The sequence below is a fragment of the Salinigranum sp. genome, from assembly GCF_041641895.1.
Taxonomy (GTDB): Archaea; Halobacteriota; Halobacteria; order Halobacteriales; family Haloferacaceae; genus Salinigranum.
In genome coordinates, this window is sequence record NZ_JBEPXO010000026.1 from 1 (window position 1) to 21,488 (window position 21,488).

General features: G+C 69.7%; 21 protein-coding genes. 13 read left to right on the forward strand and 8 right to left on the reverse strand.

The window, feature by feature from the left end; translation table 11 throughout:
- The 3 genes from ACESK5_RS07485 to ACESK5_RS07495 form a co-directional block, all read left to right on the forward strand.
- On the forward strand, positions 1-129 hold a 129-nt coding region (locus ACESK5_RS07485), incomplete at its 5' end, for a PGF-CTERM sorting domain-containing protein (protein ID WP_372910966.1).
- Between the two features lie 324 nt (positions 130-453).
- Positions 454-1,833, forward strand: a complete 1,380-nt coding sequence (locus tag ACESK5_RS07490) for a HEAT repeat domain-containing protein (protein ID WP_372910931.1) — start codon at positions 454-456, stop codon at positions 1,831-1,833.
- Positions 1,834-2,004: 171 nt separating this feature from the next.
- Positions 2,005-2,388: a VOC family protein gene (locus tag ACESK5_RS07495; RefSeq protein WP_372910932.1), complete on the forward strand. Its 384-nt coding sequence runs from the start codon at positions 2,005-2,007 to the stop codon at positions 2,386-2,388.
- Between the two features lie 78 nt (positions 2,389-2,466).
- Here the strand turns inward: ACESK5_RS07495 and ACESK5_RS07500 are convergent, their stop codons facing one another.
- A complete protein-coding gene (locus tag ACESK5_RS07500; RefSeq protein ID WP_372910933.1) occupies positions 2,467-3,639 on the reverse strand; it encodes an alanine--glyoxylate aminotransferase family protein in 1,173 nt (390 codons plus the stop codon).
- A 103-nt stretch (positions 3,640-3,742) separates the two neighbouring features.
- Between ACESK5_RS07500 and ACESK5_RS07505 the strand changes: the two genes are divergently transcribed.
- Positions 3,743-5,149, forward strand: coding sequence for an alpha/beta hydrolase family protein (locus tag ACESK5_RS07505; protein WP_372910934.1), 1,407 nt, complete (start codon positions 3,743-3,745; stop codon positions 5,147-5,149).
- Between the two features lie 61 nt (positions 5,150-5,210).
- Positions 5,211-5,819, forward strand: coding sequence for an MBL fold metallo-hydrolase (locus ACESK5_RS07510; protein WP_372910935.1), 609 nt, complete (start codon positions 5,211-5,213; stop codon positions 5,817-5,819).
- A gap of 4 nt (positions 5,820-5,823) precedes the next feature.
- Here ACESK5_RS07510 and ACESK5_RS07515 read toward each other — a convergent pair whose 3' ends face one another.
- On the reverse strand, positions 5,824-6,120 hold the full coding sequence (locus tag ACESK5_RS07515; RefSeq protein WP_372910936.1) for a DUF5827 family protein: 297 nt from the start codon (positions 6,118-6,120) through the stop codon (positions 5,824-5,826).
- A 102-nt stretch (positions 6,121-6,222) separates the two neighbouring features.
- Between ACESK5_RS07515 and ACESK5_RS07520 the strand changes: the two genes are divergently transcribed.
- Positions 6,223-6,360 carry a hypothetical protein gene (locus ACESK5_RS07520; RefSeq protein ID WP_372910937.1) on the forward strand — a complete coding sequence of 46 codons (138 nt, stop codon included), beginning with the start codon at positions 6,223-6,225 and terminating at the stop codon, positions 6,358-6,360.
- Between the two features lie 56 nt (positions 6,361-6,416).
- Here ACESK5_RS07520 and ACESK5_RS07525 read toward each other — a convergent pair whose 3' ends face one another.
- Both ACESK5_RS07525 and sod read right to left on the reverse strand, forming a co-directional pair.
- Positions 6,417-6,614, reverse strand: a complete 198-nt coding sequence (locus tag ACESK5_RS07525; protein ID WP_372910938.1) for a hypothetical protein — start codon at positions 6,612-6,614, stop codon at positions 6,417-6,419.
- Positions 6,615-6,707: 93 nt separating this feature from the next.
- On the reverse strand, positions 6,708-7,307 hold the full coding sequence (sod, locus tag ACESK5_RS07530; RefSeq protein WP_372910939.1) for a superoxide dismutase: 600 nt from the start codon (positions 7,305-7,307) through the stop codon (positions 6,708-6,710).
- A gap of 154 nt (positions 7,308-7,461) precedes the next feature.
- Between sod and ACESK5_RS07535 the strand changes: the two genes are divergently transcribed.
- Positions 7,462-8,628, forward strand: coding sequence for an MFS transporter (locus ACESK5_RS07535; RefSeq protein ID WP_372910940.1), 1,167 nt, complete (start codon positions 7,462-7,464; stop codon positions 8,626-8,628).
- Here ACESK5_RS07535 and ACESK5_RS07540 read toward each other — a convergent pair.
- Positions 8,593-9,240: a DJ-1/PfpI family protein gene (locus ACESK5_RS07540; RefSeq protein WP_372910941.1), complete on the reverse strand. Its 648-nt coding sequence runs from the start codon at positions 9,238-9,240 to the stop codon at positions 8,593-8,595. The genes ACESK5_RS07535 and ACESK5_RS07540 overlap by 36 nt on opposite strands.
- A 232-nt stretch (positions 9,241-9,472) precedes the next feature.
- Here ACESK5_RS07540 and ACESK5_RS07545 point away from each other — a divergent pair, with 232 nt between their 5' ends.
- From ACESK5_RS07545 to ACESK5_RS07555, 3 genes are all read left to right on the forward strand, one after another.
- Positions 9,473-11,086: a COG1361 S-layer family protein gene (locus ACESK5_RS07545; RefSeq protein WP_372910942.1), complete on the forward strand. Its 1,614-nt coding sequence runs from the start codon at positions 9,473-9,475 to the stop codon at positions 11,084-11,086.
- A 9-nt stretch (positions 11,087-11,095) separates the two neighbouring features.
- On the forward strand, positions 11,096-13,618 hold the full coding sequence (locus ACESK5_RS07550; protein WP_372910943.1) for an RND family transporter: 2,523 nt from the start codon (positions 11,096-11,098) through the stop codon (positions 13,616-13,618).
- Between the two features lie 135 nt (positions 13,619-13,753).
- Positions 13,754-15,445 (forward strand): histidine kinase N-terminal 7TM domain-containing protein, encoded by a 1,692-nt coding sequence (locus ACESK5_RS07555; RefSeq protein ID WP_372910944.1) that lies wholly within the window; start codon positions 13,754-13,756, stop codon positions 15,443-15,445.
- Between the two features lie 9 nt (positions 15,446-15,454).
- On the opposite strand, the gene ACESK5_RS07560 is transcribed toward ACESK5_RS07555, so the two are convergent.
- Positions 15,455-16,867 carry a deoxyribodipyrimidine photo-lyase gene (locus tag ACESK5_RS07560; RefSeq protein WP_372910945.1) on the reverse strand — a complete coding sequence of 471 codons (1,413 nt, stop codon included), beginning with the start codon at positions 16,865-16,867 and terminating at the stop codon, positions 15,455-15,457.
- 288 nt (positions 16,868-17,155) lie between these two features.
- On the opposite strand from ACESK5_RS07560, the gene ACESK5_RS07565 reads away from it, so the two are divergent.
- Entirely contained in the window at positions 17,156-17,968 is an 813-nt protein-coding gene (locus ACESK5_RS07565) for a hypothetical protein (RefSeq protein ID WP_372910946.1), read from the forward strand.
- A gap of 15 nt (positions 17,969-17,983) precedes the next feature.
- On the opposite strand, the gene ACESK5_RS07570 is transcribed toward ACESK5_RS07565, so the two are convergent.
- Positions 17,984-18,664: a 6-hydroxymethylpterin diphosphokinase MptE-like protein gene (locus tag ACESK5_RS07570; protein WP_372910947.1), complete on the reverse strand. Its 681-nt coding sequence runs from the start codon at positions 18,662-18,664 to the stop codon at positions 17,984-17,986.
- Between the two features lie 169 nt (positions 18,665-18,833).
- The gene (locus ACESK5_RS07575) at positions 18,834-19,973 is read right to left on the reverse strand and encodes a dihydropteroate synthase (protein WP_372910948.1); all 1,140 of its coding nucleotides are present in this window, start codon (positions 19,971-19,973) and stop codon (positions 18,834-18,836) included.
- A gap of 142 nt (positions 19,974-20,115) precedes the next feature.
- Between ACESK5_RS07575 and ACESK5_RS07580 the strand changes: the two genes are divergently transcribed.
- Together ACESK5_RS07580 and ACESK5_RS07585 are read left to right on the forward strand one after the other, a co-directional pair.
- Positions 20,116-20,736, forward strand: coding sequence for a hypothetical protein (locus ACESK5_RS07580; RefSeq protein ID WP_372910949.1), 621 nt, complete (start codon positions 20,116-20,118; stop codon positions 20,734-20,736).
- On the forward strand, positions 20,733-21,485 hold the full coding sequence (locus tag ACESK5_RS07585) for an RNA methyltransferase (RefSeq protein WP_372910950.1): 753 nt from the start codon (positions 20,733-20,735) through the stop codon (positions 21,483-21,485). The genes ACESK5_RS07580 and ACESK5_RS07585 overlap by 4 nt, the downstream gene beginning before the upstream one ends.
- The last annotated feature ends 3 nt before the right edge of the window (positions 21,486-21,488 follow it).

A 21,488-nucleotide genomic window follows, 5' to 3' on the forward strand; every position in this document is an offset into this window, starting at 1 on the left:
ACGGAGGGCACCGCAGAGCCGACCGAGGAAGCGACTGAGACGACGTCCACCTCGACGCCCGGCTTCGGTGTCGTCGTGGCCCTCATCGCGCTCATCGCCGCGGCACTCCTCGCAGTCCGCCGCGACTGATCTGAACTGAACCACGACTGACCGGCGAAACCGGTCACTCCACTCACTCGCTCCGCGTCGGGCGGAGTCATTTTTCGACGACGCCACTCCCCGAGTGGCGACACCGCCTCACCGGCCGGCGGCCGGTGGAAGTACCGACTCGTCACCCTCACTGGGCGCAGCTAGTCCGAACGAGCGACCGCTCGGGGCCCGACGCTGTGGGGAAAGCCGTCCACTCGCCACGGCCGTGGCACCGTTTGCCACGGGGCATGATTTCAAGAGGGGAGGTCGCGAATAAAGGGCAGTGACCGAGACCAGGCACGGACGGGACGGGGAGGTCCACGGGTGAGTGAGGAAGACTCGGCGACAGGGGATGACGGGGTCCCGAACGACGTGCTCGACGAGGGCGCGAATCTGGTCGCCTTCGTCGAATCCACCGACGCCGCTGTCGTCGCACTGTGGTGGCGTGACGGCGACGACCGACGGGTCACGTTCGCGTCCGGCGCCGACCCCGTTCCGCCCGGGGTCGCCTCCGACGAGGAGTCGGTGGTCGACGTCCGGGCCGTCGACGCAGAGCCCCCGGTCGCTCGGCCGATTCCGCTGGCAGCGGTCGACGCCGTTCGGACGCTCCCGACGACCGAAACGGCGACTGCGGCGCTCCCGGACGACCGGCCGCGGCGCGCGGCGCTCCTCCGGGGACTCGCCGCGCACGCACCCGAACTCGTCGACGTCGGCGTCGTCCTCTGTCTCCTCGCGTCCCCCGCCGACGACGGTCCGGTCGTCACGGACGCCCTTCGGTGTCTCTCGACGCTCGCGGACGAGCGCCCGGCGGACTGTGTGGCGGCGATTCCGCGCGTGCACGCGCTCGTCACCGACCCGGCGAACCACACGGTCCACGCCGCGTCGCTCACGTGTCTCGCCGCGCTCGCCGCCGCGCGTCCCGGGGAGGTCGCTCCGCACGTCGAGAGCGTGTTCCCCGCGCTCACGGCCGAGGACCGGCCCCTCGTGACGGCGGCGACGACCTGCGTCTCCCACGTCGCGAGCGCCGACCCCGCATCGGTGAGCGCCGCCACCGACTCGCTCGTCGACCTGACGACGACGGCCGACCCGACCGTCCGGCTACACGCGACGTACACGCTCGGACGCGTCGCAGTCGTCGCGCCCGAGGCGGTCCGCCCGGGGGTCGACAGCCTCGTCCGGGTGATCGGCGACGGGACTGAACGGACGGCGACCCGGCTGAACGCGACCTGTGCCGTCGGTCGAATCACCGGCGAGTGGCCCGACGCCGTCGTCGAGTACCTCCCGACGTTCGCCGGCGCCCTCGACGACGACGACGCGGGCGTTCGCGCCAACGCGGCCGGTGTGGTCGGCGACGTCGCGACGGCGCACGCCGTCGCCGTCCGACGACACGTCGATGCGCTCCTCGCCTGTCTCGACGACGAGGACGACGTCACGCGGGCGAACGGGTCGACGGCGCTCGCGCGCGTCGCCCGCGAGTTCCCCGAGACGGTCTGCCCACACGTCGACCGTCTCGTGGACGCACTCGAGGACGACGACCCGTTGGTCCGCGAGAACGCCTGCTGGACGCTGGGCTACCTCCGCGACGAGGCCCGTCCGGCCCGGCCGGTGCTCGAGCGCGTCCGGACCGACGACGGCAACGAGCGCGTCCGGGGACGGGCGGCGTGGGCGCTCGACGAAGTCGACGGTGTCGGAGCCACGGACTGACCGGCAGTCGATGGCCGGTGCTCGGCGGCTGGGGACCGACGACCGGGAACCGAGAGACCGACGACACAGGGAAGGCTGGTGAGCCGCCACGGTCCACGCGCGCTCGGAGCGGTGAGCGCGCGGGCTCTGACGGCCGGTATCGGTTTGCCGGTGGGTCCCCTCTGTGGGGTCATGCACGTCTCCGGCATCGACCACCTCGTGCTGTACGCGACCGACGTCGAGGCGACCTGCGAGTTCTACGCTGAGACGCTCGGCGTGGCGGACGTCGAACGGTTCGGCGACGGACGCATCGCGCTCTCGTTCGGCACCACGAAGCTCAACCTCCACCCCGCCGGCGACGAGTACGACCCACACGCTGCCGACCCGGCACCGGGGGCGGCCGACTTCTGTCTCGTCGTCGACGACCCGATCTCCACGGTCGTCGAACGAGTCGAGGACGCCGGCGTATCACTCGTCGAAGGGCCCGGCACCCGGGCGGGTGCGCGGGGCGAGATGGAGTCGGTTTACGTCAGAGACCCCGACGGCAACCTGGTGGAGTTCGCCCACTACGGGTGAGTCGAGCGCGCGAGGAGAAGAGAAGAGGAGTGGACGTGAGCGAGCGCCGCGTGGCGGGCGCAGACTGCCGCGCCGAATTCAGTCGTCCGAGGCCGTCGCCGCCACCTGGTCGGTGTCGTGTCCTTCGGTGGCGAGGGCGTCCTCGAGCGCCGAGAGGACGTACTCGACGTTCTTCCGGCGGGCGGAGTAGCCCATGCAGCCGATGCGCCAGATGTCTCCGGAGAGGTCACCGAGTCCGGAGGCGATTTCGAGGTCGTACTCGTCCAGCAGGTGAGAGATGACCGCTCCGTCGTCGACGCCGCTGGGCACGCGCACGGCGTTCAGCGAGGGGAGCCAGTACTCGTCGGGGGCGTTCATCTCCAGCCCCATCGCCTCGAGCCCCGACTTGAGGTCGCCCGCGACGTCGAGGTGGCGTTCCCAGCGGTTCTCGATGCCCTCTTCGGCCACCAGTCGCAGCGCCTCGCGGAGCGCGTAGACGTTCGTGACGGGGGCGGTGTGGTGGTACGCGCGCTCCTCGCCCCAGTACCCCTCGAGCAACGAGAGGTCGAGGTACCACGACCGCGGCTCCTCCTCGCGGGAGAGCACCTTGTCCATCGCCCGATCGTTCAGGGTCAGCGGCGAGGCGCCCGGCGGGCAGGAGAGGCACTTCTGCGGCCCGGAGTAGGCGACGTCGATGCCCCACTCGTCGACGCGGAGTTCGACGCCGCCCAGCGAGGTGACGCTGTCGGCGATGACGTACGCGTCGTGCGCGTGGGCGATGTCGGTCAGTTCGGGGACGTTCGGCTGTTTCACGCCCGTCGACGTCTCGGCGTGGACGAAGCCGAACACGTCGATGGCGTGTTCGTCGAACGCCGCCTCGACGTCTGCGGGGTCGAGCGGTTCGCCCCACGGTGCATCGACGTGGACGACGTCGCCACCGGCGCGTTCGGCCATCGACGCCATGCGCCCGCCGAAGTAGCCGTTCGTCGGCACCAACATGGTGTCGCCGGGTTCGACGAGGTTGCCGATGGCGGCTTCCATCGACGCAGACCCCGTGCCCGAGACGGGGATGGTCCACTGGTTGTCGGTGCGGAACGTGTACCGGAGGAGTTCCTGCACCTCGTTCATGATGTCGATGAACGAGGGGTCGAGGTGGCCGACGAGAGGCGTGCTCATCGCGCGAAGCACCCGGGGGTGGACGTCGCTCGGACCCGGGCCCATCAGCGTCCGACTCGGAGGTGTCAACTCGCCTACGTCTGGTGCTTCGTCCATACTCCCTCTCGACGGTCCTGGGTAAAAAATCCGCATGAATCGCTCGCTCAGTGCGCGACACTCCCACACGAACTGTCAATACGACGTCGTTCCATTCGACCGTATGGACCACCTCGCGACCCCACGCGTCCACCGACTCCTGGCCTCCCCGCTCGGGGGGGCGCTCGACACCGGCTGGTTCGAGCGACTGAAGACCCGGTCGCTCCGACGCGAGTTCGCCGTCCAGCGTGCACGCGCCGCGGCCGACGTCGCCGTCGGCGCGTCGCCGCGAACGTATCTCCGCACCGTCGGTGCCCCACCGGCACCACACCTCTCGGAGCGAATCGAGGCCGCCCTCGCGCGCTACGCCCCACGTCGAGAAGCCGCGCTCGACGCGACAGAGCGGTGGGAGGACGTCCTCTGGGACCCCTCGTCGTCGGTGCAGGAACGCCTCGACGCCGAACGAGAGCGCCGACGGGCCGAACACCGGCGACGCGACGTCGCGGACGTCTTCGGCTTCCTCGTCGACGACCATCTCGTCCCGTCCGTCGACTACGACGTCCCCGCCCCGGAGACGGCGCTCTCGGCGCACCACGCCGACGTCTCGGCACCCGAGGGACTGTACCGCGTCTCCGACCGGTTCCCGCGCGTGGAGCGGTCGGACTGGGTCCCCGGCCCCGACACGGTCGAGTACTGGCTCCGCTTCCCCTCCCCGTCGCCGTACGTCTCGGACGACGCTACGGCGCGCGTGTACGAACCGGTCGACGCCGGCGACGACCTGCCGACGCTCGTCTTCTACGGAGGGCTCGGTATGGTGAACGACTGTGCCGACTACTGGCCCGAGGAGGCGTATCTCGGCCGTGCGCTCGCCCCCAGGGGCGTCCGTGTCGTCCTCCCCGACGCCCCGTGGCACGGCCGTCGGGAACCGGAGGGGCGGTTCAGCGGCGAACCCTACCTCGCACGCGCGCCCGAGTCGATGCTCCAGTTGTACGCGACGGCCGCCGTCGAGGCGGGTGTCTTCGTCGACTGGGCCCACACGGAGGGGTCGGTCGCTGCGCTCGGCGGCGTCAGCCTCGGGGGCATCGTCGCGATGCACGTCGCGGGGCGCTGTGGTTCGTGGCCCGAGTCGGCGCGGCCCGACAGCGTCGTCCCCGCGGCGGCGACGGGCGACGTCGACGCCGTCCTCGTCGAGGGGGGGCTCTCCCCACTTCTGGACCTCGACGACGCCCTCCGGTCGGCGGGGTGGTACCCGCACCTGTACGAACTCAGCCCCCTGTTGAGTCCCCCGGACACCTGCGGCCTCGAACCGGAGCGCGTCTTCCCCGTCTTCGGCCGGACCGACACGCTCGTCCCGCCACACACGCTCACGGCGACGCTCGACGCCTGGGGCGTCCCCGACGAGAACCGGACGGCCTGGGAGACGGGCCACTTCGGCGTGTTGCTCCGCTCCATCCGCGGTGACCTCGACCCCGTCGTCGACGCGGCGCTCTCCGTCGCCGACTCGTCGCGGCCGCACGTGACCACGACGTGAGCGTGAGCGGCCGGCACCCGTCCGGGAAACGCCGAAGTACTCCGGGCGCTCACTCCCTGCTATGATCCACAACATCGCCCAGGGCGTCCAGGCGTTCACGAGCAACGCGTTCCTCGTCTCGCCGGAGGCCCGCGGCGACCACGGCGCCGACGGACGGACGGTCCTCGTCGACACCGGCGCGAACTTCGCCGCCGTCTCGCACCTGGTGGGTGACGTCGACCACCTCGACGCCGTCGTGATCACGCACACCCACCCGGACCACGTCGGCAACGTCGACGCCGTCAGGGAGCGGTTCGGCGTCGACACCTGGGGGTTCGACACGTCTCACGACGCGGTCGACAGGGAAATCGCGGACGGCGACGTCGTCCGCATCGGCACCGACGAGTTCCGCGCGCTCCACACGCCCGGCCACGCCGTCGACCACCTCTGCCTGTACGCGCCCGACTCGGGCGTGCTGTTCGCCGGTGACCTCGTCTTCGCCGGCGGGAGCTTCGGACGGACCGACCTACCCGGCGGCGACGGGCGCACGCTCGTCGAGAGTATCGAACGCGTCGTCGACGAGGTGAGCGGGAACCTCCAGGTCCTCCACACCGGCCACGGACCGAGCGTGGTCGACGGACCGCAGCAGGCGCTGGAGCAGTCGTTGCAGGCGGCCCGACTGAGCGCCTGAATACCTACTGCTCGTCCTCGTCCAGCGCCGCCACCGCCGCCTCGCTCACGCCGAAGTAGCCCGGTTCGTCGCCCTCGGGGTCGTTGATGACCATGTCCTCCTGGTGGTAGACGAGCCACGGGATAGTCCAGGCGATGATGCGCGCCTCGGTCTCTTCTTCTAGGTTCGTATCCGGCGCGAGGTCCTGCAGGCGCCGACCGATTTCGGGCACCGTGTACATCAGGTCGGGTTCCAGTACTTCGGCGGGCGTGTACATCTGGTACGGGTACAGCGTGTCGAAGTCCTCTTTCGGTCGGGGCATGGCGGTGGGTTCGCGCGGGGCGGGTAAACGTGTGTCCTCTCCAGTCGCCGTGGTCGACCGAGACGCAACTGACTTCCGGCCCGCGAGTGAACCGTTCGGGAGGTGTCCCTCCTACTCACCGCTGCCGGTGACGCCCTCGGTGTGGTGTTCGCGATGGCACTGCTCCTCCTCCCCGTGGTCTACGTCTGGCTCCGGATGCGGGGAACGCTCGGCGACCCCGACGGTCGTTCGCTCCGGTAACCCCACGTCGCGACGTCTCGGCGTTCTCGGCCGGGACACCGACGAGGAGCGACGTATCACCGACCGTACCGCAGGTACGAGTACCCGAGGAACGCCGCGAGCATCCCGACGAGAAAGCCCGCGAAGAAACCGGGCGGGCCGGCGAGTCGCAGACCGACCACTCCCGCGGCGACGCCGACAGCCGTGACGGCGAGGACGAGGAAGAAGCCCGTCTGCCACTCCTCGACGAACGCGACGATGCTCTCGCCAGCCATGGTCTCGCGTTCTCACACCGCGGTGTTAGCCGTGTCGCCACTCGCTGACGAGCGGGCGTCGAAAGAAAGAACGAAGATCGACCGGGTCGTCGCTTACTCGAACAGTTCGACGGCCTGCTCGTAGCGGGCGTTGGGTTCGTCCCAGTCGACGACGTCGAAGAACGCCGAGACGAAGTCGCCACGGGCCGGGCCGTAGTCGTAGTAGTACGAGTGTTCCCACACGTCGAGCGCCAGGACCGGGTGCGAGCCCCACAGCGCGCCCTGGTCGTGCTTGTCCACCACGACGTTCCGAAGCTGGTTCGAGAACGAGTCGTAGACCAGAAGTGCCCAGCCGGACGCGTTGCCGGCTGCGGCCTCGAACTCGCCCTTCCACGCCTCGTAGGAGCCGAAGTCCTCCTCGATCCTGTCCGCGAGTGCACCGGACGGCTCGTCGCCTCCCTCGGGCGACATGCACTGCCAGAACAGGTCGTGGAGGATGTGCCCACACCCGTTGTGCGTTACGCTCCGGATGGCGCTGGCCGACGACGAGAAGTCACCGCTCTCGCGGTTCTCCGCGAGCGTCTCGTCGGCGGAGTTCCACCCGTTCACGTAGCCCTGGTGGTGCGTGTCGTGATGCCACTTCAGCACCTGCTCGGAGATGCTCCCTTCCAGCGCGTCGTAATCGTACGGTAGTGGGTCGAGTTCGTAGCTCATGATTGAACCTCCATCGTATGGGTAGGGCGGAGCGCTGTTAAACCTTGAGGAAGAGTATGCTAACAGTATACATACACTTTCGACGACGGTGGAGTCGTACGGTTTTCGGCCCGGAGTCGGAGCGCACTTGTGTCCCCTCCTCGCACGCTCGAACGTGACGTGGCGAGGCGTCGGCGTCGTGAGCGGCTGGCAGGTGACGGCGAGTCTCTGCTTCTACGCCATCTTCGCCGCGACGGCCTTCGTCCGCGAGAGCTTCGGCGTCTCGCGCACGCTCGTCGGGGTGTCGCTCACGGCGACGATGGCTGGCTACACCGCCTTCCTCTTTCTCACCGGCGCGGCCGTCGACGGCTACGGCGAGCGACCCGTGATGGTCGCCGGACTGGTCGGCCTCGCCGCGGCGATGGTCGGCGTCGCACTCGCCCCCTCCTATCCTCTCTTGCTGGTCGCGCTGGTACTCGTCGGCTGTGCGTACGCGACGGCGATGCCCTCGACGAACCGCGCCGTGCTCGTCGTCGCTCCCGACGGCCGCCGGAACCTGGCGATGAACGTCAAACAGGTCGGCGTCACCGCCGGCAGTGGCCTCGGCGCGCTCCTCGTCACGACGGCGGCGGGGACGCGGTACGGCTGGCGCGTCGGCTTCGGCGTCGCCGCCGTCCTCGCCGCCTGTGTCGCCCTCGTCTTCACCCTCACCTATCGGGGGCGTGAGGGGTCGGGCGAGTTGGCCTCGCCCGACGTCCGTGGGCTGGCGGGACTCGACGGCTACCGGCCACTCGTCGCTGCCGGGTTCTTCTTCGGCGCGGCCGTCTTCACGACGACGGGCTACGTCGTGCTGCACCTCACCGAGTCGGTGGGGGCAGCCGCGACGTTCGGCGGACTGGTGCTCGCGACGGTGCAGGTGACGGGGAGCGTCGGCCGACTCGTCGGGGGGAGCGTCGCGGACTGGCTCCCCGGTGACGATGCGCGCTCGTCGGCGCGGGTCCTCGTCGTCCAGGCGCTCTGTGCCGTCGTCGCCTTCGGCGGCATCGTCGCGGCGGCCACCCCGCTCACCGCCGGTGTCGCCTTCGCCGTCCTCGGTCTCTTCATTCTCGGGTTCCCCGGCGTCTACTACGCCTGTCTCACCGCACTCGTCCCCGACGACCAGGTCGGTGCGGCCACCGCGGGCGGACAGACCGCACTCAACCTCGGGGGGCTCTCGGCCCCACCCGTCTTCGGCTACCTGGCCGACACCCTCTCGTACGACGCCGGCTGGACGCTGCTCGCCTGCTGTACGCTCGTCGCGGGCGCGTTACTCGTCGGCCTCGCCCGCGACGAACACGCGTGAGGGGTTCGCGTCGTACTCCAGTTCCGCCGCGACGCGCTCGGCGACGTCGGGGCCACAGAACCGCCGGACGAGGTGCAACGCGAGGTCCAGCCCCGAGGTGATGCCGCCGGCGGTGAGGACGTCACCGTCGTCGACGACGCGGGCGTCGACTACGTCCGCCGCCGTTGCCCGGAGGTCGTCGAGCGCGCTCGCGTGTGTGACCGCGGGTCGACCGTCGAGGACGCCGGCCTCGGCGAGGAGCATCCCCCCCGTACAGACCGACGCGACGGTGACGCCGTCGTCGACGAGGTGACCGACGGCTTCGGGGATGGCGCCGCGCTCGGCTTCGCGCCGGGCCCCCGACCGGTCGTCACCGGCGTTCCACCCGCCGCCGGGGACGACGAGCAGGTCGGGCGTCCCGAGCGTCCCGTCGACGCCCACCCGGAGCCCGTGACTCGCCGTCACCCACTCCTGGCCGTCGAGACTCACCGTCCGCGCCTCGACGTCGCCACCGAGGGCGCCGGCCGTCTCGAACACCTCGTACGGTCCGACCCCGTCGAGTTCGTCGAACCCGTCGTAGAGCAACACTTCGACGTCGACTCCGTCCGCGTCCGTCTCCGGCGTCCGTGTCATGATAGGGGTGAAGCGTCGGCCCCCGCGCGCAAAACGTTTGCCACCGGCGACGGGGTCGCTGGCCGGCGTCGGCGTCGTCGACAGCGGCGACGGGCGACCACGGCGACCCGTGACGCGAGCCGCCGTTCACTCTGGACGTCTCTGTGTGTCGAGGGTGGTCGTTTCATCTGGATTATGTGAGCGATACGTTATTGTCTGCTGCTGTCGAAGATGAGTAAATACTCAATCACACATGGCCCTCACACGTTCACTCCTCACTGTCGTCCTCGCGTTCCTCGTCGTCCTCTCCGGCGTGCCGCTCGCAGCCGCCGCGGAGAACCAGGTCATCGGCCGACCCGACCTCTCGCTCTCGGTGCCGGACAACCGGGTCGTTCCCGGTGAAGCGACCACCATCCGCGTCCTCGTCGTCAACGACGGGGTGTTGGTCCGCGGCGGTCCCGAACGGTTCACGACGCGGGTCACGACGGCCCGTGCGACGACGCTCGACATCGGCGACGTACAGGGACTCGACATCGAGACGGAGAGCGTCGCCGTCGGGCAGGTGCCCGAGGGCGTCGTCGGCCCCGTCGACATCGACGTCACCGTCCCCGAGTTCGTCCCCCCGGGCCGGTACGAACTCCCCGTGACCGTCTCGTACACGTACACGGGGACGGTGACGTACGACGAGGAGGCGCCGAACGACAATCCGCAGTTCAACGACCGCTCCGTGACCCGACGCCTCTCCATCCCCGTCGTCGTCGAGGGGCAGGCGCGGTTCCGCGTCGTCGGCGTCGAGTCCGGCGTCCAGGTGGGCGACAACGGGACGATGGCCGTCTCCGTGAGGAACGTGGGGACCGAACCCGCCCGCGAGGCGAGCGTCCAACTCATCTCGGCGAACAGCGACCTCAGTTTCGGCGGCGTCGCCACCGCGGAGAGCTTCGTCGGCTCGTGGGCCCCCGGCGAGACGAAGACGGCGACGTTCCCCGTCGGCGTCGGCGCGGACGCCGAACTCCGCGACTACACGCTCACCGGCGCGGTGACCTACACCGACACCGACGGCATCGTCCGGACCTCGAACGAACTCCGGACGAGCGTGCGACCCCTCACCGAACAGTCGTTCTCGCTCTCGGACGTCTCCTCGACCTTGCGAGTCAACTACGAGGGAACCGTCGAGGGGACGGTGACGAACGACGGGCCCGCGCCCGTCTCGGACGCCGTCGTCGTCTTCCGACCCGCCAGCGCCAACTTCGATGCGGGCGAGACGGAGTACGCGATTCCGGACCTCGCCGTCGGCGAGTCGGCCGACTTCGCGTTCGACGTCGAGGTGTCGAGCGCCGCCGATCCCGGGTCGCGACAGCTCTCGTTCGCCGTCGAGTACGAGAACGAGGACGGCGACGCCCGCACGAGCGACCCGCTCACTACCCGAATCCAGGTCGCCGCCGAGCGCGACCCCTTCACCGTCGAAGCGAGCGAGTCTCGACTGACGGCGGGTGACTCCGGCCGACTGACGCTGACGGTGACCAACGCCGAGGAGGAGACGCTCTCGGACATCTCCGCGAAGCTGTTCGTCGACGACCCCATCTCCACGAGCGACGACGAGGCGTTCGTCGACGCGCTCGAACCGGGCGAGTCCGCGGAGATAACCTTCCAGATCAGTACCGCCGGCTCGACGTTCGCCAAGGACTACCCGGTCTCCGTCGACTTCGAGTACGACCGCGAGGACGGGACGACGCAGGTGTCCGACTCGTTCCGTCTCCCCGTGACGGTCGAGGAGTCGTCCGGCGGCGGCCTCCCGTTCGGCCTCATCGTCGGCGTGGGGGCCATCGTCCTCCTCGGTGCAGCCGTGGTCGTCGTCCGTCGGAGGTGAGACGCGCCCGTGCCAGCGAAGTTCGACTACCAGCGACTCATCGACGCGGCCGACGGGTGGATCACGGGCCGTCCCGGCACCGTCGTCCTCGTCTTCGTCCTCCTGACCGCCGGATTCGCCGTCGGCCTGCCCGCGGTGTCGACCGAATCGGGGACCGAACAGTTCTCCGAGGAGGTCCCCGCCGAGCGGGCGCTCCAGGACGTCAACGACAAGTTCTCGGACCCGTTCGCCCCCGACGAGGGCTCGACGCAACTCGTCCAGCGTGGGGAGAACGTCCTGTCGAAGCCCGGACTCCTCCGGATGCTCCGCGTGCAGGAGCGGATGGCGAACGAACCGGACATGCGCGTCGTCTCCACTGAGAGCGCCGCCCGCCTCGTCGCCCGCCAACTCGACCCCTCGGCGTCGACGCTCGAGGAGGAAATCGACGCCGTCGAACGCGCCACGCCCGGGCAGATTCGCGTCGCCGTCGGCACGCTGGCGCGTGAGAACCCCGGCTTCGCCTCGCTCCTGAGCGACGACTTCAACCCCACGTCCGCGTACGCGTCGGCGACGGTCGGTATCGTCCGGCACGAGGTGCCGAGCGGCATCTCCAGCGGCTCCGGCCAGGGCGGCGCCAGCCCGCTCGAGCCGATCCAGCTCGAAGCGGTGTACGTGGCGAACGCCGCCGGCGGCGACATCATCGTCTTCGGCTCCGGCGTCATCGCGCAGGAGTTCGGCACCGTCATCGGCGACTCGCTACTCATCGTCGTCCCCGCCGCGGTGTTCTTCATCATCTTCTTCCTCGTCATCGCCTACCGCGACCTGGTCGATCTCCTCCTGGGTACGGCGGCGCTCGGGATGGCCATCGTCTGGACGTTCGGCTTCATGGGCTTCGCCGGCATCGCGTTCTCGCAGATTCTCATCGCTGTCCCGCCGCTCTTGCTGGCGGTCGGAATCGACTTCGGCATCCACGCCATCAACCGCTACCGCGAGGAGCGACTGGTCGAGGACGACCCCGTTCGGGCGATGCGGACCACGACCGACCAGCTGCTCGTGGCGTTCTTCATCGTCACCGCCACGACGGTCATCGGCTTCTCCTCGAACCTCGTCAGTGGGCTGCTCCCCATCCGGGAGTTCGGCGTCGTCGCCGCCATCGGCATCGTCTTCACCTTCCTCGTCTTCGGCGTCTTCCTCCCCGCACTGAAGCTGTACACCGACGAACTCCGCGAGCGGTACCCCATCCCGACGCTCTCGCAGTCGCCCATCGGCTCCGAGGGCTCGTCGCTCGGTGGCGTCCTCTCGCTCGGCGTCGTCATCGCCAAGCGCCTCCCGCTGGTCTTCCTGCTCGTGGCCGTCGTGGCCTCGGGCTACTCCGCGTACTACGCGACGGGCATCGACACCACCTTCTCGCAGGAGCAGTTCCTCCCGCCCGAGGAGACGGCCGACTTCTACGACGTCCTCCCCGAACCGTTCAAACCCAGCGAGTACACCATCACGGCGACCATCAACTTCCTCGAGGACAACTTCGAGTCGGGCGAGGACGACGAGACGGTGGTGTTCGTCGAGGGGCCGATGGAGCGCAACTCGGCACTGGAGTCGATGTGGAAAGCGGGCGAGGATCCGCCCGACACCTTCGTGCGGGACGGTCGACACGCCCGCGAGACGTCCATCGTGACGGTCATCCTGGCCTACCAGGAGCGCGACCCCGCCTTCGACGCGCTCGTGGCGCGAAACGACCGGAACGCCAACGGAATCCCCGACCAGAACCTCGGCGAGGTGTACGACTACCTCTTCGCCTCTCCCGCGCGGGGAGAGGCGCTGGAGTACCTCACCGAGGACCGCCGGAACGCTCGCGTAGTGTACGTGGTGAAGGCCGACGAGTCCGACGGCGCCATCACCGCCGACACCCGCGCCGTCGCCGAGCGCTACCGGATGCAGGCCACCGCCACAGGGAGCATCGTCGTGTTCAAGGCCATCTCCGACATCATCTTCGAGTCCGCCATCGTCAGCCTCGGACTCGCCATCCTCGGCACCGCCGTCTTCCTCGTGTTCGTTTACTGGGTCCTGGAGGGGAGGGCGACGCTCGGCGTCGCGAACCTGGTCCCCATCGTCGTCACCGTCGCCCTCGTCGCCGGGTCGATGCGCTATCTGGGGTTCTCGCTGAACGCCTTCACCGCCACCGTGCTGGCGATGACCATCGGGCTCGGCATCGACTACTCCGTCCACCTCACACACCGGTACATCGACGAGCGGGAGGTCCAGCCGACGGTCCTCTCGGCGCTCTCGCGCACCGTCTACGGCACGGGCGGGGCACTTCTCGGGAGCGTGCTGACGACCATGTTCGGGATCGGCGTGCTCGTGCTGTCGGTGTTCCCGGCCATCGGCGACTTCGGGCTCATCGCGGCGCTGTCGGTGTTCTACGCGTTCGTGGCCTCGCTGCTCGTGCTGCCCTCGGCGCTGGTCGTCTGGGAGCGGTTCTTCGGCGCGGGCGACATCGAGGCGGCGACGCCCGGGGCCGAACGGTCGGGCGCTTCGGGGACGACGACCGACTGACCGGGGAGGCGCGGGCGGACGCACTCTGGCCCGCAGCGTCGACCGGCGAGCGACCCCGTCTCGGCCCCACAGCAGTATCGAGAGCGATAGCGGTGCCGCTAAATTCATATCAGAACCCGACAGTCACGGTGCGTGATGTCTCTGGGCCCCCTCCATCTGCTCTACGTCGCGACGTTCGGCGGTGCGACGGTCGCCTGTCTCTCGGCGGGCTGGCAGTTCCGACAGCACGCGTCCGACGGGGTCCGCCGAGGCCTCGTCTCGCTCTTCGTGCTCTCCGGAGTCTGGGCGGCACTGACGGTCTGCCAGCTCGTCTCGCCGTCCCCCGCGGCGAAGGTATGGTTCTACACGGTGGGGCTGGTCGTCGGCTTCGCCACCGTCGGCTGCTGGCTCTACTTCGTCTCGGCGTACACCGGCGTCGGGTTCCACCGCGACCGACACGTCAGACGCCTCGCCGCCGCCGTCTTCCTCTCCGTGTCCGCGGTGAAGCTGACGAACGGAGTGCACGGCCGGTACTTCTCGTACACCCTGGTGGCCGACCCGTTCGTCCACCTCTCGCTCGCCCGGCACTGGCCCCACTGGGTCGTCACCGGGGTCGCGTACACCCTGGCGGGCATCGGCTTTCTCTTCCTGTTCCGGACGTACGAGCGGTCGGGGTACGACCGCGGACCCGTCGCGCTCCTCGCGACGGTGTCCGCCGTCCCGGTCGTCCCCGACCTGGTGTCGGTGCTCCGGCCCGACCTCCTCATCGGAGTCACCTACGAACCCGTCGGCGTCGCGGCCTTCGCGCTCGGCTCGCTGTTCGTCGTCGAGACCGACAGCAGACGGCTCCGCCGGCCCGCGCGGACCCAGCTGGTCGACCACCTCCAGGACCCGGTCGTGGTCGTCGACGCCGACGGCACCGTCCGGGACCGCAACGCGGCGGCGGGCGCACTGTTCCAGGGGACCGACCACGCCCTCGCGGTGGGGGCGCCCCTCCCCGACCGCTTCGAGTCGGTGACCGCCTCGACGGGGCCGGTGGTGGTCGCCGTCGACGGGGAGGACCGCGACTTCCTCGTGAGTCGGTCGGCCGTCGAGTTCGGTCCGCACCACCGCGGCTGGGCGTACGTGTTCACGGACGTCACGCGCCTCGTGTCTCAGCAGCGCGAACTGGAGCGTCAGCGCCGGGCGATGGACGACATCGCCGCGGCCACCGCCCACGAACTCCGGAACGACCTCAACATCGCGAGCGGCTACGCGGACCTGCTCTGTGAGACGGCCGACGACGGCGACGCCCGGAACGTCCGGAAGACCCGGAGCGGCCACGGCCGGGCCGCCGACTCCCTGAGCGACGCACACGCCCGGATGCGACGCGTCGTCGACGACCTCACGTCGCTCGCGAGACTCGCGCAGCCGACCGGGGCCGTCGAACCGCAACGGATGTCCGACGCCATGGCCGCCGCACGGCGTCGACTGACGGCGACTCCGCTGGCCGTCGACATGGTTCGCGACGGGAGCGTCGTCGCCGAAGAGCTCCGTCTGGTCGAACTCCTCCACAAGCTGTTCGAACACGCCGTCCAGCGGGACGCGAGTCGCGTGACTGTCTCGGTGATGGCCCGCGGCTTCACGGTCCGACACGACGGACGACCGCTCGCGGACGCCGAGTCGGCGTTCGACTACGGGACGGCCGCCGCGGAGGGAATCGGGCTGGCCAACGCGGGGGCGCTCGCGCGCGTTCACGGCTGGACGCTGTCGCTGTCGACGGACGACGCCGGCCGGACCATCGTCGTCGCGACGGGAGTCGACACCGCTCCGGACGACGACGCACCCGCCGACCCCCGAACGGCGTGACCGGTCCGGTCAGTCGTCGCCGCGTGCCCGCTCGAACATCGCGAGCGCCTCCTCGCGTCGTTCGGAGTGGTCGACGATGGGTTCGGGGTAGTCGGGAGCGGTGTTCCGCCGCTGGAGCGCAGAGCACTCGTGCCACGAGTGGACGACCGAGGGGTCGACCCCCTCGAGTTCGGGGACGTAGCGCGTGATGTACTCGGCGTCGGGGTCGTAGCGTTCTCCCTGCGTCATGGGGTTGAAGATGCGGAAGTACGGCTGGGCGTCGGTGCCCGTCGAGGCCGCCCACTGCCAGCCGCCGTTGTCGTTCTGTGTGTCGTGGTCCGCCAGCAGGTTCCGAAAGTGTGCGTACCCGTGCCGCCAGTCACAGAGCAGGTCCTTCGTGAGGAACGAGGCGACGATCATCCGCACCCGGTTGTGCATGTACGCCTCCGCTTTCAACTGCCGCATCCCCGCGTCGACGATGGGGTAGCCCGTCCGCCCCTCGCGCCACGCCGCCAGCTCCTCGGGGTCGTCGCGCCACTCGATGTCGTTCTCGTACTCTTTGTAGTTCGCCGTGACCACCTCGGGGTTGAAGAAGAGGACGTGGGTGTAGAACTCCCGCCACGCCAGTTGCGACTGGAACTCCTCGACCGACGTCTCCTCCTCGTCGCCCTCGGCCGCGTCCATCGCCGCTTCCGTCGCGGCGTACACCTCGCGGACGCCGAGCGTCCCCCACTTGAGGTCGGCCGAGAGCCGCGAGACGGCCTCTCTCGTCGGATAGTCCCGGTCCGTCTCGTACCGGAAGACGCCGTCGTCACAGAAGCGGTCGAGTCGCTCCCGTGCGGGGTCGGCCCCGGCCTCCTGCACCGTCGCGTCCGGTTCCTCGAACCCGAGGTCCGCGATGCTCGGAAGCGCCCCCGTGTCGTCGACGACGGCCGGGTCAGCGAGGCTGTCACCCGGCGGCTCCGGGTACGGCTCCGCCTTCTCCCGGTCGCGCCACTTCTTCCAGAAGTAGGTGTAGACGGAGTACGGCTCGCCCGCGTTGGTCGTGATGGAGCCCGGTTCGTGGTGGAGGTGGTCGTGGACGCTCTCACGGGGGACGTCCACGCCGTCCAGCGCACGACGGACGGCCGTGTCGCGCTCCCGGGCGAGCCCCGAGTAGTCCTTGTTCCAGACGACGCGTTCGGCACCCACGTCGAGCGCCACGCGGGGCACGACATCGCGGGGGTCGCCACGGCGGACGACGAGGTCGGAGCCGAGGGCACGGTATCGCTCCCGCAACGCGCCGAGCGCGTCGAGCAGGTAGCGGACCCGCGGCGCGCCCGCGTGCTCGAGGACGCCGTCGTCGAAGACGAAGAGCGGGACGACCGGGCCGGCGTCGGCGGCGAACGCGAGCCCCCGGTTGTCCGCCGCCCGGAGGTCACGCCGATGCCAGTGAAGCTGCATACCGACCGCAAGGCTGGGTCGTAAGTGAAGCTACCGGCCTCCAGCATCTCGGTTCTCGACTCACCCGAGCCTCCCTGTCCGCGTTCGAGACTGTCAGGTCGGTCGTACGGTTAAGCACCCGAGACGTACGACGGCCGACACGTTAGGTCCGACTCGTTCAGCGATTCCGACCGGTTCAGCACCGCCTACCGGGACGAACCTTCCCATAACTGGACAGTATCCGGCCCATACCTAACCATGAGTGGTTGCATACATCGGTACTGACGCCCGTCACGGGTCGCATCATCAATGAACCTCGCCGCGCTCGTCTCGTCCCTCAGGCACCCGTCGTACACGGGACGGGCCCGCGAACCGGGATTCGTCGTCGCCAACGTCCTCGTGGTGAGCCTCCTCGCAGTGGGCGTCGAACGGCTCGTCCCGCTGGCGGGGACGGTCCTCATCGCCGTCTCCGTCGGACTGCTGGTCCTGCGGGGCTACGCCGTCCCCGGAACGCCCGCGTTCGTCCGTTGGGTGATGACGTTGGCCGACGCCGCACACGCTCCCGACCCGGTGCCGCGAGACGAGCGGGAACTCCTCCAGGCGGGCGTCCTCGCGCACACGGACGGTGAGATTCGACCGACAGCGTCGTTCCTCGCCGCGTGGCGGGCGCGCGTCCGCTCGGCCGGTAGCCGCCAGGAGGACACCCGCGCTCTCGCCACGGCGCTCGACGTCGACCCCGGCTGCGTCTCCCTCCGGTGGCGGGCGGACGTCCTGTTCGCCGAAGTCGCCGGTACACCGCTCGGGGCGTGGCTCTCGCGCGCCGCGCTGGTTGCGGACACGGCGAGCATCCACGAACTTCGCCGCCGGTACCCACAGTGGGACCGCTGCTCCCCGCCGCTCCGCGGGGCGATGCTCGACACGCTCCGCCTCTATCTGGACGTCTGCCCCACCTGTGACGGGGAGACGGTGCTCGACCGTGCGCCGAGTCGCGTCCCGGGAGCCACCGGGCGGACCGTCGCGGTGACCTGTGCAGACTGCGACGCCCGTCTCTTCGAGAGCGGGTTCAGGACGAGCGTCGCCGTCGTCGGCGACGACACCTCCCCATCGGTCGTCGGACGGTAAGGACGCCAGGACCGGTCAGCGCGGCGCTGGCTCTCTGTGCCCGTCGAGGACCGGGAAGTGGTCGCCGCGGCGCGACTCGAGCCAGGTGAGCAGCCGTGCGGCCCAGCGGAGCTTCTTCGCCTTCGTCTCGTCCACGCTCGCGTCCGCGAAGTCCCAGCCGACGAAGCGGAGCACGTCGGCGCCGAGGTGGTCCGCGACGAAGGCGGCCCGGTCGCCGTCGGTGAACCCGCCGAGGTTCACGACGGGCGGGGCGGGCGCGGCTTGCGTCGTCGGGAGCGTCGTCTCGGAGGTGAAGCGGGGGAGCCACTCCCGGAGGAGCGCGACGTTGTCACCGTGGGCATGTGCCGCCACCGGCGTCCCCCGCTGTGTGAGGGCGGCGGCAGTCTCGGGATTCTTGTCGAGGTCCGTCACCATGAGGTCGACGTCGACACCGTGGTCGAGGCAGACGTCGGCGGCCGTCGATGCGGCGAAGACGCAGTCGGCGTCGGCCGCCCGGTCGACCTCCGCCCCGAGCGAGGGGGCGGCCCCGACGACGGCGACCGTACTGCCCGCGACAGCGCCCCGGAGACGCTCGACGTCGAAGGCGTCGTCGAGAAGCGAGCGACAGACGTCTCTGGCCCGTTCGTCTGCAGCGCGCTCGAAGCCGAAGTCGGCGAGGATGCGCTCGTAGACGGGTTCCCATTCGTCGAAGTTCATACCCACCCCTCGGCGTCGTGGCGCTCACGCTGATAAATGAAGGACGAACCGCACGAGCCGGAGTGGCAACGTGTACCCCTACCCGCGTGCCCCTCCGGCCTCCGCGTATTCGGTTTACAGTCTTCCTGCATAAGTTTTCTCGTCCGTGAATATCGGGGTTGTGAGAGGTTCACGCCGTCGGGAGGCGCTCGAGCGCCGTCTCGAGTGCCCTGGTCGCGTCGTCGGTGGCCGCCCGGAGGCGCGTGTAGCCGCCCGGCGTCCCGACGAGCAGGAGACGGTTGCGGTCGCTGCCCGTCACGAGTGTCACCCCGGCCGTTCGGGCGGCGGCGTCCAGCGTCGCCCGTTCCTCGTCGCTCACCCCGGTGAGTTCGACGGTGCGGACGACGCTCTCCGCCGCCAGGTCGGCGTCACCGCCGAGTCGGTCGAGGTGGCGGCTGGCGTCACCGAGCGTCGTCACGTCGAGTTCCTCGACGTCGATGTCGCCCGTCTCGCGGACGCGCTCGCGGGAGAACGTCTCGCCGATGAGCGCCGCGTCGCGCGTCTCGGCGACGTCGTGGGTCCGGACGACGTGCGCCCCGCGCTCGACGGCCATCGCCGTCGCCGCGAGCGACACGGGGAGCGCCTCCTCCGTGGAGCGGCCCGCGACGTCGCGGAGGAAGTTCTTGCGGTTGATGGAGACGAGGATGGGACGACCGTACCCCCTGAACTCGCGGAGGTGGTGGAACGTCTCCCGGTCGTCTTCGAGCGTCTTCTCCTCGGACCACCCACCGAAGGCGGGGTCGACGATGGTCTTGTCGGTGAAGCCGTTCAGTTCGAGGGCGTCGTAGATGTCGTCCACCGTCTCGATGGCACCGGGACGGTCGAGGTCCGGCGGGGAGGCCATCTTCGCGACGGCGACGTCGTACTCCTCACAGACCCGTGGCATCTCGGGGTCGGCGAACCCACAGATGTCGTTCACCATGTCGAACCCACCCTCGATGGCCGCCTCGGCGACTTCGTGGTACCGGGTCTCGATGGAGAACACCGCGTCGCCCGAGACGCTGTCGAGGACGGCGAGCGCCGTCTCCAGACGGTCGAGTTCCCCCTCGGCGGAGAGCACCTCGAACTTCTTGTTCGCCGACTCGAGGCCGACGTCGACGATGTCGGCCCCCTGGTCGATGAGTTCGGCGTCGACGTAGTCAGCGGCCTCCGCGGGATCGTTGAACACGCTCGGCTTGTACGGCGATTCCTTCGAGACGTTCAACACGCCCATGATGCGCGGGGGCGCGTCGTCGCCGATGTCGAGGCCTGCTGCGTTGACCGTTCGCATACTCGCGCTGAGGACTCAGTGAACATATGCCGACCGGTCGCGGTGAGCGACGACGGGGCCGCACAGCCACGGACCGACGCGACGGCCCGCTGACACACCGGCGAGTCACGCTCTTTTTGTCCGTCCCGGGGGTAGAGTGGGTATGTCGAAGGTCAGCATCGGACTTCGCGGCTGGCGGTTCGACGAGCGCGAAGTGTTCACCGAGGACGGCGAGTTCCGGCCGCTCATGGAGATTCCCGAGGAGCCCCGGCACCGGCTCGTCCGCCTGTCGCTCATCGTCGAACGCCCCTGCGACGCCTGTTACCTCGTCCACGGCGACGCCGAGAAGGAGCGGTGTCGCCAGGCGACCATCGTCTACGGCGAACCGCTCGACGAGGTACTGCTCTGTGACGCCCACGAGGCCGACTTCCTCTACTGGTTCCGCGAGGAGGGCGGGCAGGACCTGGCGGGCGAGGACGAGTTCCGCGACGCGTTCCACGAGTGGTTCGCCGCGGGCGGACGGGCCCCCGAGGGGTACGCCGGCCTAGAACACGTCGAGACCGACCCGGACGCGCTCCCCGACCCGCCGGACCCCCAGGAGATTCAGCGTCGGCTGGAGGAGGCGAACGACTTCGAGGGCGAGCGCATCGACCTCCGGGAGGGCCTGTCGTTCGAGCGGCCAGACACACTGGACGGTGACGACGCGGAGAGCGACGCCGACGCCGACGAGGACGCGGACGTCGACGCCGACCTTGACCTCGGCACGGACTACCCGACGCGATGAGTTCGGAGGCGCCCGTCGTCGTGGTCGTCGAACAGGAGACGCCCGGGAACGTCGGGACCATCGCTCGCGCGATGAAGAACTTCGGCTTCTCGGACCTGAAGCTGGTGGACCCGCCGGAGATCACGCGAGAGAGCGAGGCGTACGGCTTCGCCGGCCACGCCCGCGAGGACGTCCTCCCCGAGGCCGACGAGGTGACCTTCGACTCCGTCGTGGAGAACTTCCACACCGTCGGATTCACCGCTATCACCAACGAGGACGCCCGCCGGCACGTCCGCTTCCCGTTCCGAACGCCCCGTGAGCTGGCCGACTCGCTCGCCCGCGTCGAGACGCGGACGGCGCTGGTTTTCGGGCGGGAGGGGACCGGCCTGTCGAACCGGGAACTGGAGCGCCTCGACGAGGTGTGTTCCATCCCCGCCTCCGAGGAGTACCCGGTCCTCAACCTCGGGCAGGCGGCCACCGTCGCGCTGTACGAACTGCGGACGCTCACCCTCGGGGCGGGCGTCGAGGGGACGCAGTTGCCCGACGTGGAGCGCGAACGCGCCGCCGAGGCCGACATCGACCGCTTCTACGACTTCTTCGAGGCGTTCCTCTCGCAACTCGAACACCGCGAGCACAAGCGCGAGAAGACGCTGCGGATGCTCCGCCGACTGGTGGGACGGGCGCATCCGACCGAGCGGGAGGTAACGACGCTGACGGGGCTGTTCCGCAAGGCGTCCGAGCGCGTCCAGCCACCGGAGAACCGACGGTAGGCG

Coding starts and splice junctions, on each gene's coding strand:
- ACESK5_RS07565 (WP_372910946.1), top strand. CDS start 17,156: ATGAACCTCGCCGCGCTCGTCTCGTCCCTCAGGCACCCGTCGTACACG.
- ACESK5_RS07500 (WP_372910933.1), bottom strand. CDS start 3,639: ATGGACGAAGCACCAGACGTAGGCGAGTTGACACCTCCGAGTCGGACG.
- ACESK5_RS07495 (WP_372910932.1), top strand. CDS start 2,005: ATGCACGTCTCCGGCATCGACCACCTCGTGCTGTACGCGACCGACGTC.
- sod (WP_372910939.1), bottom strand. CDS start 7,307: ATGAGCTACGAACTCGACCCACTACCGTACGATTACGACGCGCTGGAA.
- ACESK5_RS07505 (WP_372910934.1), top strand. CDS start 3,743: ATGGACCACCTCGCGACCCCACGCGTCCACCGACTCCTGGCCTCCCCG.
- ACESK5_RS07575 (WP_372910948.1), bottom strand. CDS start 19,973: ATGCGAACGGTCAACGCAGCAGGCCTCGACATCGGCGACGACGCGCCC.
- ACESK5_RS07570 (WP_372910947.1), bottom strand. CDS start 18,664: ATGAACTTCGACGAATGGGAACCCGTCTACGAGCGCATCCTCGCCGAC.
- ACESK5_RS07555 (WP_372910944.1), top strand. CDS start 13,754: ATGTCTCTGGGCCCCCTCCATCTGCTCTACGTCGCGACGTTCGGCGGT.
- ACESK5_RS07515 (WP_372910936.1), bottom strand. CDS start 6,120: ATGCCCCGACCGAAAGAGGACTTCGACACGCTGTACCCGTACCAGATG.
- ACESK5_RS07525 (WP_372910938.1), bottom strand. CDS start 6,614: ATGGCTGGCGAGAGCATCGTCGCGTTCGTCGAGGAGTGGCAGACGGGC.
- ACESK5_RS07545 (WP_372910942.1), top strand. CDS start 9,473: ATGGCCCTCACACGTTCACTCCTCACTGTCGTCCTCGCGTTCCTCGTC.
- ACESK5_RS07580 (WP_372910949.1), top strand. CDS start 20,116: ATGTCGAAGGTCAGCATCGGACTTCGCGGCTGGCGGTTCGACGAGCGC.
- ACESK5_RS07540 (WP_372910941.1), bottom strand. CDS start 9,240: ATGACACGGACGCCGGAGACGGACGCGGACGGAGTCGACGTCGAAGTG.
- ACESK5_RS07560 (WP_372910945.1), bottom strand. CDS start 16,867: ATGCAGCTTCACTGGCATCGGCGTGACCTCCGGGCGGCGGACAACCGG.
- ACESK5_RS07510 (WP_372910935.1), top strand. CDS start 5,211: ATGATCCACAACATCGCCCAGGGCGTCCAGGCGTTCACGAGCAACGCG.
- ACESK5_RS07585 (WP_372910950.1), top strand. CDS start 20,733: ATGAGTTCGGAGGCGCCCGTCGTCGTGGTCGTCGAACAGGAGACGCCC.